This window comes from Stenotrophomonas sp. G4, assembly GCF_003428825.1.
GTDB classification, from domain to species: Bacteria; Pseudomonadota; Gammaproteobacteria; order Xanthomonadales; family Xanthomonadaceae; genus Stenotrophomonas; species Stenotrophomonas indicatrix.
Window position 1 is genome coordinate 3,238,193 of the sequence record NZ_CP031741.1, and the last position, 13,982, is coordinate 3,252,174.

Consider the following 13,982-nt stretch of genomic DNA (forward strand, 5'->3'; position numbering starts at 1 on the left):
TTGTGCCGTATCGCCCGGCAACCCCGCGTTCAGGCCGATTCTCGCCACGTGCACGACCGGACCGCCACAGTGACGGCATGGCAGGCAAAGACGATCTGGTAGTACTGCGGCCGGAAGGGCTGTACTGCGCGGCAGGCGATTTCCATATCGATCCCTGGCGGCCGGTACCGCGCGCGGTCATCACCCATGGCCATGGCGACCATGCGCGTCCGGGCATGGGCGAGTACCACTGCAGCACCGGCAGCGTGCCGATCCTGCGCTGGCGCCTGGGCGATGTGCCGCTGCACGCGCATGCCGAGGGCGTGCCGTTCGCGCTGGGCCGGGTGCAGGTATCGCTGCATCCCGCCGGCCACGTGCTCGGCTCGTCGCAGGTGCGCATCGACGATGGTGAGCAGGTCTGGGTGGCGTCGGGCGACTACAAGCGCCAGCCGGACCCCACCTGCACTGCATTCGAAGTGGTGCCGTGCGATACCTTCATCACCGAGGCGACCTTTGCGCTGCCGATCTACCGCTGGCCCGATACCCGTGCCGTGGCGGCCGAGATCGCCGCCTGGCGCCGCGAGTGCGCGCAGCGGGGCGAAGCGGCAGTGCTGCTCTGCTATGCGCTGGGCAAGGCGCAACGCGTGCTTGCCGAGCTGCGTGCGGTGGATGACCAGCCCGCCTGGCTGCATGGCGCCATCGCCAACGGCGTGGCCGTCTATCGCCAGGCCGGTGTGCCCATGCTCGACACGCTCACCGTTGCCGAACAGGGGCGTCAGCCCGATGCGGCCGGCCAGCTGATCCTGGCCCCGCCCTCGGCCGCCGGTACGCCCTGGCTACGCCGGTTCGGCCGTCACCAGCTCGGTTTCGCCTCGGGCTGGATGCAGTTGCGCGGCAACCGCCGCCGGCGCAACGTCGACCGTGGCTTTGTGATCTCCGACCATGCCGATTGGCCAGCGCTGCTGCAGACCATCACCCAGACCGGCGCGCAGCGGGTCATTGCCACCCACGGCAACACCGATGCGCTGATTCCGTACCTGCGCGAACGCGGCGTTGCGGCCGAAGCGTTCCGCACCGATTTCGGAGGCGAGGAATGAAGGCCTTCGCCGCGCTATACCAGCGGCTGGATCGCAGCACGGCGACGCTGGACAAGCGCGCGGCGTTGATCGACTACTTCCAGCACGCACATCCGCACGATGCGGCGTGGGCGCTGTACCTGCTCAGCGGCGGCAAAGTGGGCGGCGCGCGGCGGAAGATTGCCGGCAGCGGCGAATTGCGGGCGTGGATCGCCGACGAATCCGGCCTGCCACCCTGGCTGGTCGAGGACAGCTACGCGCAGGTCGGCGACCTTGCTGAAACGCTCACTCTGCTGCTGGATGATCCGGCCACCGACGCCGAGGATCGGCCTCTGGCCGATTGGATCGAACACCACCTGCTTGCCGTTGCCAACCAGCCGGAGCCGGTGCGTCGTGCCGCCGTGGTCGACGGCTGGCGACAGCTGGCATCGGCCGAACGCCTGGTCTTCAACAAGCTGCTGACCGGCGCCCTGCGCGTTGGCGTATCGCAGCGCGTGGTGCAGCAGGCGTTGGCCGAGTGGTCCGGGCTGGATATCGCCCGCATCGCCCAACGCATGCTCGGCGACTGGGTGCCCTCCCCCGGCCTGCTTACCACCTTGCTGTCTGCCGAAGAACTGCCGACCGATCGTCAGCAGCCCTACCCGTTCTTCCTCGCTTCGCCGCTGGAGGGCGAGCCCACCGAGCGGCTGGGCGACATCAGCCACTGGCTGCTGGAATGGAAGTGGGATGGCATCCGCCTGCAGTTGCTGCGGCGCCAGGGTGAGGCGGCATTGTGGTCGCGCGGCGAAGAACGGCTGGACGGCCGCTTCCCGGAGATCGAGCAGGCGGCAGCGTCTCTGCCCGATGGCTGCGTGCTCGATGGCGAGCTGCTGGCATGGGACGACGCCGACAATCTGCCGCGTGCATTCACCGCCCTGCAGACCCGCATCCAGCGCCGCAAACCCGGCGCCGCCACCCTGCGCAACACGCCGGTACGCGTGCTCGCCTACGATCTGCTTGAACGCGACGGCGAGGACCTGCGTGCACTGCCGCTGCAGCAGCGACGCGTGCAGTTGGCCGAGGTGATCGGTGCGCTCGGCGATCCGCGCATCCAGCTCTCGCCCGAGGTAGACGCCGACGATTGGCAGCATGCCGCGCAGCTGCGCGAAGCATCGCGCGAGCGTGGCGTGGAAGGGCTGATGCTCAAGCGTCGTGATTCGGTCTACCAGTCCGGGCGTCGCCGTGGCGACTGGTGGAAGTGGAAGGTCGAACCGCTCACGATCGATGCGGTGTTGCTGTACGCGCAGGCAGGCCATGGTCGGCGCAGCACGCTGTACACCGACTACACCTTCGGCGTCTGGGACGGCGACACACTGGTTCCAGTGGCCAAGGCCTATTCCGGTCTGGACGACAAGGAAATCCTCGCCCTCGACCGATGGATACGCGCACACACGCGTGAACGCTTCGGCCCGGTGCGCAGCGTAAGTGCTGAACAGGTGTTCGAACTTGGTTTCGAAGCAGTCAACCGCAGCGCGCGCCACAAGTCCGGCATCGCCGTACGCTTTCCCCGCATCCTGCGCTGGCGCCACGACAAGCCGGCTGCCGAAGCCGACCACCTGGCCCAGTTGCAGGCGCTGGCGCGATGAAGCGCAGCGATGCGCTGCAGCGCCTGCACGCATGGTTCGGCAGCCGCGGCTGGCGCCCCCTTCCCTTCCAGCGCGCGATGTGGCGTCATTATCTGGCGGGCGAATCGGGCCTGCTGCACACGCCCACCGGCAGCGGCAAGACCCTTGCCATGTTCGGCGGCCCCCTGCTGCAGGCGATGCTCGACCCGCCCCCAGCACCGCGTCGCGCCAGCGCGGTACGCCCGCTGCAGGTGCTGTGGGTAACGCCGCTGCGTGCGCTGGCCAGCGATACCGCACGTGCGCTGCAGGCACCGATCGACGGCCTTGGCCTGGGCTGGCGCGTGGGGCTGCGCAGCGGCGATGCCAGCAACCGCGACCGGCGCCTGGCCCGCGAAGGTCGCATCGACGTGCTGGTCACCACGCCGGAGTCGCTGGCGCTGCTGCTCAGCTATCCCGACACCCTTGAGCGCATGCGCCAACTGCGCTGCGTGGTGGTGGACGAATGGCACGAACTGCTGGGCAACAAGCGCGGCGTGCTGCTGCAGTTGAATCTGGCGCTGCTGCGTGAGGCAGCCCCGGCGATGCAGCTGTGGGGGCTGTCGGCCACATTGGGCAACCTGCCACAGGCACGCGACGTACTGCTGCCACACCGTCCACAGGCAACGATCGTGGAAGGTGCACGGCAGCGGCCGGTGACGATCCGCAGCCTGCTGCCCGAACCCGGCGAACGCTTTCCATGGGCCGGGCATCTTGGCCTTTCCCAGCTTCCGCGCGTGCTCGACGCGCTGTTCCGTGCACGCAGCAGCCTGCTCTTCACCAATACCCGTGCGCAGGCGGAACTGTGGCACCAGGCTCTCGCAGCCGTGTGGCCGGAAGATGCCGGCACGCTCGCCCTGCACCATGGATCATTGGATCCCACGCTGCGACAGCAGGTTGAGCACGGACTGCGTGCGGGCGCGCTGCGGTGCGTGGTGGCCACCTCCAGCCTGGATCTGGGCGTGGACTTTCCGGAAGTGGACCAGGTGCTGCAGCTGGGCAGCCCGAAGGGCGTGGCGCGCCTGCGCCAGCGCGCCGGGCGTGCGCGCCATCGGCCCGGTGCCAGCGGCCAGATACTGTGCATTCCCAGCCATGCGCTGGAACTGGCCGAGTACGCGGCGGCCCGGCACGCGTTGCATGACGGGGTGATCGAAGCGCGACGTCCTCCCACGTTGTCGCTGGACGTATTGGCCCAGCACGCCGTCAGTCGCGCGCTGGCGGGCGGCTTCAACGCCGATGCACTGCTGGAACAGGTCCGTGGCACGCATGCCTTCGCCGCGCTGGAGGACGCACAGTGGAATGCGGTGATCGATTTCATCGTGCAGGGCGGACGTGCATTGTCCCGGTACCCGGAGTTCCATAAGGTGGTACGCGATGCCGACGGCGTGTACCGCATGCCCGATCGCCGCCAGGCGCTGCGCCATCGGCTGTCGATCGGCACCATCAGCAGCGACGGCAGCGTGCGCGTACAGTTCCTGCGTGGCGGCAGCCTGGGCGCGGTGGAAGAGCAGTTCGCCAGCCGCCTGCGCCGCGGCGACCGCTTCCAGTTTGCGGGGCGGCTGCTGGAGCTGGTGCAGCTGCGCGACATGACCGCGTTCGTACGCGTGGCGCGCGGTGGTGGTGATGGCGTGGTACCGCGCTGGCAGGGCGGTCAACTGCCACTGTCGATGCCCTTGGGCCGCGAACTGGAAAAGGTGCTGTCAGGCGCAGACCAGAGCGCGGAGTCGCGGTGGCTTGCGCCGCTGCTGGCAGTGCAGTCGCAGCTGTCTGCGCCGCCATCGCCCGACCACCTGCTGGTGGAAGACGTGCGCCGACGCGAAGGCCAGTTCCTGTTCGTCTATCCCTTTGCCGGCCGCCATGTGCATGAAGCGCTGGCCGCGCTGCTGGCCCTGCGCTGCACCCGCCGGCAACGCAACAGCATCGGCTATGCAGTGAATGACCATGGCCTGGTGCTCGCTCCGGCCACGCCGGTGGATCTGCAGGAACCAGACTGGCGGGCAATGCTGGATGCTGGCGACCTGCTGCAGGACCTGCGCGAAGCGGTGAACCTGGGCGAACTGGCGCGCCGCCAGTTCCGCGGCATCGCGCGCGTGGCGGGCCTGCTGGTACCCAGCCTGCCGGGTGGCATGCCGCGCTCGCTGCGCCAACTGCAGGCCTCCGCCGGACTGCTGCATGACGTGCTGCGCGAGCACGACCCAGAGCATCTGCTGCTGGCATTGGCCGAGCAGGAAGTACTGCACGACAGCCTCGACCTGCCCGGGTTGCAGCAGGTGCTGGCACGCATCGCCACACGTTCGTTGTCCCTGCAGCGGCCCTCATCACTGACCCCACTGGCATTTCCCTTGTGGGCCGAACGCCTGCGTGGGCAGTTCAGCAATGAAGACTGGCGCACGCGCGTGCAGCGTGCCGCGCAGCAGCTGGAGCGCCGCCATGGCCGCTGATCTTCCGCTGCAGCTGGGAGGTGAGTCGATGCTTCTGCTCGGCGGCCGGGCGCTGCTGTGGCCGGCGCAGCGCGCGTTGTTGATCGCCGACCTGCACCTGGGCAAGGCGGACGTGTTCCGGCGTGCGGGAATCGCCCTGCCGTCGGGCGGCACCGGCAATGACCTGCAGCGCCTGCAGGACCTGGTGACCATGCACAAGTGCCAGCAACTATGGATCCTCGGCGACGTCCTGCACGGCCCGGCGCATCGCGCGGCCTGGTATCAGCAATGGCTCGGCTGGCGAGAGCAGCACGCGGCGCTGGACATCCACGTGGTGCGCGGCAATCACGACCGGGATCTGCCGAAGGCGGCGCTGCAGGTGCAGATGCATGACGACGCGCGATGGGGACCGTTCCTGCTGCGGCACGAGCCGCTGGCCGATGCCTCCGCGCACGTGCTGGCGGGCCATGTGCATCCGCAGGTTGCGTTGCCGGCACTGCGTCGGCGCTTCCCCGCGTTCTGGCTGCGCCACGGCGTGACCATCCTGCCGGCATTCTCGGCATTCACCGCCGGTGTGGTGCCTGTACTGGCGCCGGGCGAACAGCTGCTCGCCTGTGTGGAAGACAGCGTAGTGCCGCTACCGGTTCGCTGACGCGTCGAGACCTGCGCGGGATTACGACGGGCGAGCGGCGATTCCGCGCATCAGGCTGAAATCCTGCGTCGCCTCGTCGGCGTCGCGCGGCAGTGCCTGTATCGCCATCAGCATTTCCTGCGCGCAGGCGCGGATATGGCCGTGGCTTTCCGGTGCTGCGTGGCTGATCAGACTGCCGACATGAAACTCGAACACATCTTCCAGCACGTCGGGCTGGTCCTCGTGCAGCATCCGCAGCAGACCGCGCAGCTTGCAGATTTCCGATTCCAGCTTCTCGACCGCGAACAACATGGCATCCTCCTCGTGCATCGTGCGGCGCATCCGGGCCGCAGCAGGCAACGACGGCGGCGCCACCCGGGCCACGCGATGATCGATCACGAAAAGGAAAGCGGGCGACGCGGCTGCCGCGTGCTCATCTCTTGTCGCACATACGGGGTGAGGCAATCGTTAAATGCCGTAACGAAAGGCCTCACGCGGTGGCCGGCATTTCCACGCCCTGTAGCGGCAGGGGCGCAGCGGCAAGCGCCTGGATGAATGCCGGATCGAGCGGCAACGCGCCCAGCCATCCGTGCTGGGTGCCGCTGAGCACGCGCAGCATGTGCCCACGCCCGCCAGGCAGTCGTCCCATCGGTCCCAACAGCACATCGCGCGCCTTTGCCCACGCATCGCGATCGGACTGGAACAGCGGCGTCAGCCAGCGGCTCCAGCGCTGATAGACCGCCACATGCGCACGTCGTTGCGCCTGGTAGGCCTGCAATGCCGGTTCGCCACCACCGTGGGTGCGCAAGGCGTCACGCAGTGCCAGTGCATCCAGCAGCGCCATGTTCACGCCCTGCCCCAGCTGCGGGCTCATCGCATGTGCTGCATCGCCTGCCAACACCAGCCGCCCCTGATGCCAACGCTTCATCACGGCATCGCGGTACACCGCACGCGCCAGCTGACCGGCGTCACGTAGATGGGCGAAGCGCGCGCCCGCCTGTGGCCACAGCGCATGCAGTTCTTCCAGCCAGGGCGCCATGCCGTCGCCCTGCCAGCGGTCGAAGTCCGCACGCGGCAGGCTCCAGAAAAAACTCAGGCGAGGCGTGTCGTCACCGGGCCGGGTACCCACCGGCAGCAGGCCGATCATCTTGCGCGCGGCGACGTAGCGCTGCCGCAGCTGCTGCATGTGCGGCCAGTCTTCGGCCGGCAACAGGCACCACAGCGCGCCCCACGGGTACACCCGGTCCAGCGCCGCGCCACCGTCGACGGCGTTGCGCAGCGTGGAGGCGGCGCCGTCGGCGGCAACCACCAGATCGAACGGTCCGTGCGTGCGACCGTCGCTGTCGCGCAGCCGCCCCTGCTGGTGATCGACCTCGACGATGGTCGTGCCCACGTGCAGCTCGCCGGCGCCTTCACGCGCCTGGTCCAGCACCGAGAACAACGCCCCGCGCTGCATGCCCATGCCATGCAGGCGCACATCCAGGCCGTCATAGCCCATGTCCATCACCGCGCGCCCGCACGGCGTATCGCCATACAGCCGGTGCACCGGCATGGCGTAGCCACGCACGGCCTCAAGCAGGCCCATCTGCCACAGCACCTGCAGTCCGCTGGGCTGCAGCAGGAATCCCGCACCCACCGGCCCGGGGGTCGGCACGCGTTCGAAGATCTCCACCTCGTGGCCATCTCGGGTGAGCAGGATGGCCAATGCCTGGCCAGCGGTGCCGTATCCAATCACGGCGATGCGCAGTCGTTCCGTCATGCCCGCATTGTGCCATCGGCGCAGGGGCGGTACATCAGCTACCCCTCTTCCGAGCAGATGTGCCGGGCTCCGCCACCACTGCCGGCCCTCCTGCGAATGTCCCCGGCAGCCTCTGCGCGGCTGCCTCCTCCTTTACTTCGCAGGAGAGCCGGCAGTGGTGGCGGCGCCGGGGGACATTCGCACGCAAGGACAGGCGCTCCCGCCGCAAGAGCATCTTCACGGCCAGCAAAAAAAACCCCGCCGAAGCGGGGTTCTCAACGCACTATCGAGTGGATCACTCGGCCGGAACGATGTTCGAGGCCTGGGCGCCCTTCGGGCCCTGGGTCACGTCGTAGGTGACCTTCTGGCCTTCCTGCAGACTGCGGAAGCCCTTGGAGTTGATCGCGGAGAAGTGCGCGAAGACGTCGGCGCTGCCGTCCTCCGGCGAGATGAAGCCAAATCCCTTGGCGTCGTTGAACCACTTGACGGTACCGTTCGGCATGGTGATGCGTGACCTTATGCAATGAATGGGTGGTGTACGCTGAACCCGCGCACAAGCTGAGTATGCAAAGCTTGTTACGCGAAGACAATCACCCCCGCGCCAATTCGCCGACCAGTTCCGGAAGTCCGTTGCTGGCGGCCTGCACATTGGCGAGCACTTCGGCCATGGTGATCTCCTCACCATCACCGCACCCGGCGGCCCAGTTGGCAACGATCGCCAGGCAGGCGTAATCCAGCCCCAGCTCACGCGCCAGCGCCGCTTCGGGCATGCCGGTCATACCCACCAGATCGCAGCCATCGCGGCGCATGCGCGCGATCTCGGCGATGGTTTCCAGCCGCGGGCCCTGGGTCGCGCCATAGCAGCCGCCATCGTGGACCTTCACACCGGTCACCTTCGCCGCCGCCAGGATCTTGCTGCGCAGCATCGGCGTATACGGATGGCCGAAGTCGACGTGCACCACGTCAGTGCCCTCTTCTTCGCAGATCGTGCTGATGCGGCCCCAGGTGTAATCGATTACCTGATCCGGGCAGGCCAGCACGCGCGGACCGAAATCGTCACCGATGCCACCGACCGTGTTCAGCGCCAGCACCCGCTGCGCGCCAATCTGCTGCAGCGCGGCCAGGTTGGCCCGGTAGTTGATCTTGTGCGGCGGCAGCGAATGGCCTTCACCATGGCGTGCAAGGAAGGCCACGCGATGACCGAGCAATGTCCCGACCCGCACCGGGCCGGATGGCTTGCCGAAGCGGGTGTCGACCTCGTGGGTCTGCACGTCGTCAAGCTTGGCCAGGTTGTAGACACCGGTACCGCCAATCACGGCCAGGGCGATCTGTTGCATGGAAAGCACTCCAGAGAAAAAAGAACGCCGGCACCCGAGGATGCCGGCGGCAGGAAACGCAGGCCGCAGGCGGCCGCGTTGTTATTCCTTCATCGCGTAGATGGCCGGCACGCAACGCAGGGTTTCGTTGACGTCCATGCCGAAACCGAACACGTAGCGATCCGGCAGTTCGATGCCGGCATAGTCGGCGGTGACGTCCGGCAGCGCGCGATCGTGCTTCTTCACGGTCATCGCGGCAATACGCACGTCGGTCGCGCCCTGCTCCAGGCACCAGGTACGCACGCCCTGCAGGGTGTAACCCTCGTCGAGGATGTCATCGACCAGCAGCACGCGGCGGCCGAACAGCGCCGTGGCCGGCTTGTGCTTCCACACCAGGTCGCCGCCGGTGGTCTCACCGCGGTAACGGGTGGCGTGCAGGTAATCGAACTGCACGTCCTGGCCACGCGCGCCCAGCTCCAGTGCCAGCTGGCCGGCGAACGGCAGCGCACCGTGCATGATCGACAGGAACAGCGGCACCTCGCCCTGATAGTCGCGCGCGATGGCGTCGGCGATGCCGGCAATGGCCTTGTCGATGGTGGGGCGGTCGACCAGCAGGTCGGCTTGGGCCAGGGCCTGGGAAATGGTGAGGTTCGGCATCAGACGGTTCTTCCAAGGGTTTGCAGCAGACGGGATTGGGTGTCGCCATGGCGGGCATCGGCCAGCAGGCCATCCCAGCCAAGCGCGCCGCGGCCGAGCAGGCCCAGCAGCGCAGCGGTATTGAGGGAGCGTCCCTGCACCGCGTGCAGGGCTTCATCGACCAGCTCCGGGTGGCAGACCAGCACCACATCGCAGCCGGCATCCAGGTGTGCGTGCACGCGTGCCGGCACGCCACCGGCGCTGTGCGAGGCGGCCATGCCGATGTCATCGGAGAACACCACGCCGCGGAAGCCGAGCTCGCCACGCAGGATCTGCTGGATCCAGCGCGGCGAGTAACCAGCGGGTTCCGGTGCGACCTGCGGATAGATCACGTGCGCCATCATCACCGCATCGGCGCCGGCGGCGATACCGGCCGTGAACGGGACCAGATCCTGTGCGCGCAGTTCATCCAGCGCACGCGGATCGATCGCGGTATCCACGTGGGTGTCTTCCAGCACGGTGCCATGGCCGGGGAAATGCTTGAGGGTGGCGGCCATGCCGACCGCATGCATGCCGCGCACATAGGCAGCGGTGAACGCGGCCACCACCTCCGGGTCTTCACTGAAGGCACGATTGCCGATGGCGCGATTGCCACGGCCGAGGTCGACCACCGGGGCGAAGCTCAGGTCCACGCCGCTGGCACGGACCTCACTGGCCATCAGCCAGGCGTGCTGCTCGGCCAATGCCAGCGCAGCGTCGGGATCCCTGGCGTACTGGACACCGATGTCCTGCAGCGGCGGCAGTTCGCTGAAGCCCTCACGGAAGCGCTGCACGCGACCGCCTTCCTGGTCCACGCAGATCAACTGCGGGCGCGGTGCGGCAGCGCGGATCGCCGCGGACAGTTCGGTCACCTGCTGCCGCGAAGCGAAGTTGCGCTTGAACAGCACCACCCCGGCCACAGCATCGTGCTGCAGCCACTCACGTTCCTGGGCGGTCAGTTCAGTACCGGCAACGCCGATCAGCAGCATGGTCGATCTCCACAACGGGCGCCCGCATGGCGCAGTGCCGCATTGTCGCAGAACCGGCCAACAGGCGCAGTGGTCAAAAAGGGGACGGAGGGGATCAAGGCGCAATCGACCCACTGGTGCCGGATGAGACTCAATCCCCTCCGTCCCCTTCTGCGGGTCGGTCAGACCTTGCAGCCGTCCGCGCCGCAGGCGTCGTCGCCGCCGTCCGGGCACCCTCCGCGCCCTGCCCGCCGCCTGCTCGGCGGCGATCTGGCGCAGCGCGTTGGCGAAGGCCTCCGGGGGCTGGGCTCCGGAAACCGCCCAGCGGCCATCGATGACGAAGGTGGGCACCGAGGAGATACCCAGTGCATGGGCCTGCGCCAGGCTCGCTTCCACTTCGGCCAGGCCACGATCGCCGGCCAGCATGTGCTGGATCTCGTCTGCGGCAAGGCCACCGGCGGCGCCGGCCGCGACCAGCACTGCCGGGTCGGCCAGATTCTGTCCATGCTCGAAATGGGCGCGGAACAGCGCCTCACCGACGGCCTCCTGCACGCCGTGCTGGCCAGCCAGCCACAACAGGCGATGCGCCGGCAGCGTGGTTACCCGCACCTGGCCCTGGCTGAAGTCCATCGGCAAGCCCTCGGCCCGCGCAGCGGTCTGGGTCTGGCCCAGAATCTGCTCGGTGCGCTCGGCACCGCCGAACTTGCGCACATAGGCCTCGCGCAGTGGCACCGGGGTGGCGTCCGCATCGGGGTCAAGCTGGAACGGCTGCCAGTGGATCTCGAGTTCGGGCGCATCGGCGCCCAGCAACTGCACACCCTGCTGGAAGCGATGCTTGCCGATCCAGCACCAGGGGCAGACCACGTCGGAGTAGATGTCGATTCTCATCCCCCGACATGGGGGCCGACACCCTCGAAAAAAGGGGACGGAGGGTTTCACCACTGTGAATAGGGGCGGCTGGCCAGAGCGACGTTGTAATAGCGGGCGTCGTCGGTCACTTCGGCGCCGATCCAGTCCGGCAGGTCGATGACCTGGTCGGCGCTGTCCAGCTCGACTTCGGCGACCACCAGGCCGGCGTTGTCGCCGAGGAACTCGTCCACTTCCCAGGTCAGGCCGGCGTACTCGACCAGATGCCGGCGCTTGTCGATCAGGCCGCCGACGCACAGCGCCAGCAGGTCGCGCGCATCCTGCACCGGAATCGGGTAGTCGAACTCCTGCCGGGTATGGCCCAGGGTGCGCGACTTCAGGTTCAGCGCGGCCTTGTCGCCTTCAATGCGGACCCGCACCGAGGCGTTCTGGCTGCCGCGGTCGAGTGCGCCCAGATCGTTGATGTAGCCCTGCGCCATCGGGATGACCCGGTGCGCGGCAGTGCGCCACCCATCATGGGTGACGAGGAATTTGCGTTCGATTTCGATGCCCATGGGCACAGTATGCGGCTCACGCCAGACGCTGCCTATCGGCGCGGCGACGGGCAGGACTACACTGCGCGGCCCCCAACCATGGAATGGTCGCTCATGACGCTTTCCCATCGCCTTCGTCGCTGTCTTGCCCTGTCGGCGCTGCTGCCGTGCGCCGTTGCCAGCGCCGGATCGGCGACCGTACCTTCGCTGCAGCAGGCACAGGCTGCGATGGACCGGATGTTCGACCAGGCCGTTGCCGATCGCCCCGCCAGCGACAGCAGTCGCCTGGTTGCCGAGACGTTCCGGCCCCGTCTGCAGACCCTGGACAGCTGTGCCCCCGCCGAGGCCGGCGACGCCGTCGATTGCATCGCCACCGCCAGCGCAGGCATCGAATCGCGACCGCAGCTGCTGCGGCTGGCCCTGGTGGACGGCGTGTGGACACTGCGTGACCAGCGCAATGTGCCCGTACCGGCGCCGCCCCGGGAAAGGGTGCAGGCGCTGTTGCGCGAACGGATCGCCGGGCAGGCGCAGCAGCAGGCCGACCCTGCCCTGCGCGCACGCTTCGAACAGGCTGCCAGCACCCTGCAGGTGCAGGAAGTGAGGAACTGCGAGGTCGCCAGCGACAGGGCCGCCATCGAATGCACCGTGCGCGCGGGCGACGGCAGCGAGCACGGCGAGCAGTCCATGGCCTTCGTGCGCGTGGACGGCCAGTGGCAGAACGCCCCGGCCGACTGACCGCATTGCCTGCCTGCAAGCGGCAAAGCAGGCGCCGGGCAGCCCCCGGCGCTGCAGGCATCAGCGCTTTTCGAACACCGCGATGCTCTCCACGTGCGCGGTATGCGGGAACATGTCCATCGCACCGGCGCTGACCAGGGTGAAGCCCTGTTCGTTGACCAGGTAGCCTGCATCGCGGGCCAGCGAGCCCGGATGGCAGCTGACATAGACGATGCGCTTGAACTGCTTCAACGGCAGCTGCTGCAGCACTTCGATGGCGCCCGAACGCGGCGGATCCAGCAGCAGCTTGTCAAAGCCCTGGCGCATCCACGCCGTGCTGCGCTGGTCCTGGGTGAGGTCGGCGCTGTAGAACTGCGCGTTGGCCAGCCCGTTGCGCTCGGCATTCTCACGCGCACGCGCCACCAGCCCGGCATCGCCTTCCACGCCCACCACTTCGCGCACCTTGCGCGCCAGCGGCAGGGTGAAGTTGCCCAGGCCACAGAACAGGTCCAGCACCCGCTCGTCGGCACCCGGTTCAAGCAGGTCCAGCGCGTGGGCGATCATCTTCTCGTTGAGCTTGGCATTGACCTGGATGAAATCCAGCGGACGGAACGCCAGTTCGACATCCCACGGCGCCAGCCGGAACGAAAGCGCCACGCCCTGCCCGTCCAGCGGCTGCACGGTATCCACGCCGCCCGACTGCAGGTAGATGACAAAGCCGTGCTGTTGGCCGAAGGCCGCCCAGGCGGCGCGATCGGCATCACTCAGCGGCTGCAGGTGGCGCACGGTCAGCACCACGGCCTGGTCACCGGCGATGAACTCGATCTGCGGGATGTCGCGCTTGCCATCCAGGGATTCGATGAAGGTCGACAGCACCTCCACCTTGGTGCCGATTTCCGGGATCACGGTCAGGCACTGCTGCAGGTCCGCGACGAAGCGCGGGTCCTGCTCGCGGAAGCCGACCAGGGTCTTGTCCTTCTTCTCGACCCGGCGCACCGAGAACCGGCCCTTGCGGCGGTAGCCCCAGCTGTCACCCACCAGCGGCGGCAGCACGGTGCCCGGCTTCACATGGCCGATGCGCTCCAGGTTGTCCATCAGCACGCGCTGCTTGGCGACGATCTGCTGGTCTTCGTCCAGGTGCTGCAGCACGCAGCCGGCGCAGGTGCCGAAATGCGGGCACTTGGGCGTCACCCGCTGCGGCGAGGCCTGCAGCACTTCCACCGTACGCGCTTCATCGAAGTGGCGGCTGCGGGCGGTCTGTTCGGCCATCACCACTTCGCCCGGCAGGGCGCCGCTGATGAAGGTGACCTTGCCGCCCTCGCCTTCACGGCGGGCAACACCGCGACCATCATGGCTGAGGTCGAGGATCTCGGTCTGGAAGGGAGTACGGTCGATGCGGGAGCGGGATCGGGCCACGTGGCAACA

Annotated in this window: 13 protein-coding genes and 1 pseudogene; 5 read left to right on the forward strand and 9 right to left on the reverse strand. The window is 68.0% G+C overall.

What is annotated here, in order from left to right:
* The first annotated feature begins 77 nt into the window (after positions 1-77).
* From D0Y85_RS15000 to pdeM, 4 genes are read left to right on the forward strand one after another with little or no spacing between them, the layout of a single operon-like run.
* A complete protein-coding gene (locus tag D0Y85_RS15000; protein ID WP_032977105.1) occupies positions 78-1,076 on the forward strand; it encodes a ligase-associated DNA damage response exonuclease in 999 nt (332 codons plus the stop codon).
* Complete coding sequence (locus D0Y85_RS15005) at positions 1,073-2,680, forward strand: ATP-dependent DNA ligase (RefSeq protein ID WP_117310998.1); 1,608 nt, start codon at positions 1,073-1,075, stop codon at positions 2,678-2,680. The genes D0Y85_RS15000 and D0Y85_RS15005 overlap by 4 nt, the downstream gene beginning before the upstream one ends.
* A complete protein-coding gene (locus tag D0Y85_RS15010; RefSeq protein WP_117310999.1) occupies positions 2,677-5,136 on the forward strand; it encodes a ligase-associated DNA damage response DEXH box helicase in 2,460 nt (819 codons plus the stop codon). Before D0Y85_RS15005 ends, D0Y85_RS15010 begins: the two co-directional genes overlap by 4 nt.
* Positions 5,126-5,767 carry a ligase-associated DNA damage response endonuclease PdeM gene (gene pdeM, locus D0Y85_RS15015; RefSeq protein WP_117311950.1) on the forward strand — a complete coding sequence of 214 codons (642 nt, stop codon included), beginning with the start codon at positions 5,126-5,128 and terminating at the stop codon, positions 5,765-5,767. The genes D0Y85_RS15010 and pdeM overlap by 11 nt, the downstream gene beginning before the upstream one ends.
* Before the next feature lie 21 nt (positions 5,768-5,788).
* Here the strand turns inward: pdeM and D0Y85_RS15020 are convergent, their stop codons facing one another.
* The 8 genes and pseudogenes from D0Y85_RS15020 to D0Y85_RS15055 all read right to left on the reverse strand — a co-directional run bounded on the left by D0Y85_RS15020 (position 5,789) and on the right by D0Y85_RS15055 (position 11,864).
* Positions 5,789-6,058 carry a hypothetical protein gene (locus tag D0Y85_RS15020; RefSeq protein ID WP_117311951.1) on the reverse strand — a complete coding sequence of 90 codons (270 nt, stop codon included), beginning with the start codon at positions 6,056-6,058 and terminating at the stop codon, positions 5,789-5,791.
* A 178-nt stretch (positions 6,059-6,236) separates the two neighbouring features.
* A complete protein-coding gene (locus D0Y85_RS15025; protein ID WP_117311000.1) occupies positions 6,237-7,505 on the reverse strand; it encodes an NAD(P)/FAD-dependent oxidoreductase in 1,269 nt (422 codons plus the stop codon).
* Positions 7,506-7,779: 274 nt separating this feature from the next.
* Positions 7,780-7,986, reverse strand: a complete 207-nt coding sequence (locus D0Y85_RS15030; RefSeq protein WP_019183439.1) for a cold-shock protein — start codon at positions 7,984-7,986, stop codon at positions 7,780-7,782.
* 88 nt (positions 7,987-8,074) lie between these two features.
* Positions 8,075-8,821: an S-methyl-5'-thioinosine phosphorylase gene (locus tag D0Y85_RS15035; RefSeq protein WP_025879179.1), complete on the reverse strand. Its 747-nt coding sequence runs from the start codon at positions 8,819-8,821 to the stop codon at positions 8,075-8,077.
* Positions 8,822-8,902: 81 nt separating this feature from the next.
* Positions 8,903-9,457: a hypoxanthine-guanine phosphoribosyltransferase gene (locus tag D0Y85_RS15040; RefSeq protein ID WP_025879180.1), complete on the reverse strand. Its 555-nt coding sequence runs from the start codon at positions 9,455-9,457 to the stop codon at positions 8,903-8,905.
* Positions 9,457-10,464 (reverse strand): beta-N-acetylhexosaminidase, encoded by a 1,008-nt coding sequence (nagZ, locus tag D0Y85_RS15045; RefSeq protein ID WP_117311001.1) that lies wholly within the window; start codon positions 10,462-10,464, stop codon positions 9,457-9,459. The genes D0Y85_RS15040 and nagZ overlap by 1 nt, the downstream gene beginning before the upstream one ends.
* Before the next feature lie 161 nt (positions 10,465-10,625).
* A pseudogene (locus D0Y85_RS15050) lies at positions 10,626-11,331 on the reverse strand (DsbA family oxidoreductase).
* 47 nt (positions 11,332-11,378) lie between these two features.
* Complete coding sequence (locus tag D0Y85_RS15055; RefSeq protein ID WP_059064778.1) at positions 11,379-11,864, reverse strand: CYTH domain-containing protein; 486 nt, start codon at positions 11,862-11,864, stop codon at positions 11,379-11,381.
* 93 nt (positions 11,865-11,957) lie between these two features.
* Between D0Y85_RS15055 and D0Y85_RS15060 the strand changes: the two genes are divergently transcribed.
* Positions 11,958-12,578 (forward strand): hypothetical protein, encoded by a 621-nt coding sequence (locus D0Y85_RS15060; RefSeq protein WP_117311002.1) that lies wholly within the window; start codon positions 11,958-11,960, stop codon positions 12,576-12,578.
* A gap of 60 nt (positions 12,579-12,638) precedes the next feature.
* Here D0Y85_RS15060 and rlmD read toward each other — a convergent pair whose 3' ends face one another.
* Complete coding sequence (rlmD, locus tag D0Y85_RS15065) at positions 12,639-13,973, reverse strand: 23S rRNA (uracil(1939)-C(5))-methyltransferase RlmD (RefSeq protein ID WP_025879185.1); 1,335 nt, start codon at positions 13,971-13,973, stop codon at positions 12,639-12,641.
* Positions 13,974-13,982: the final 9 nt, after the last annotated feature.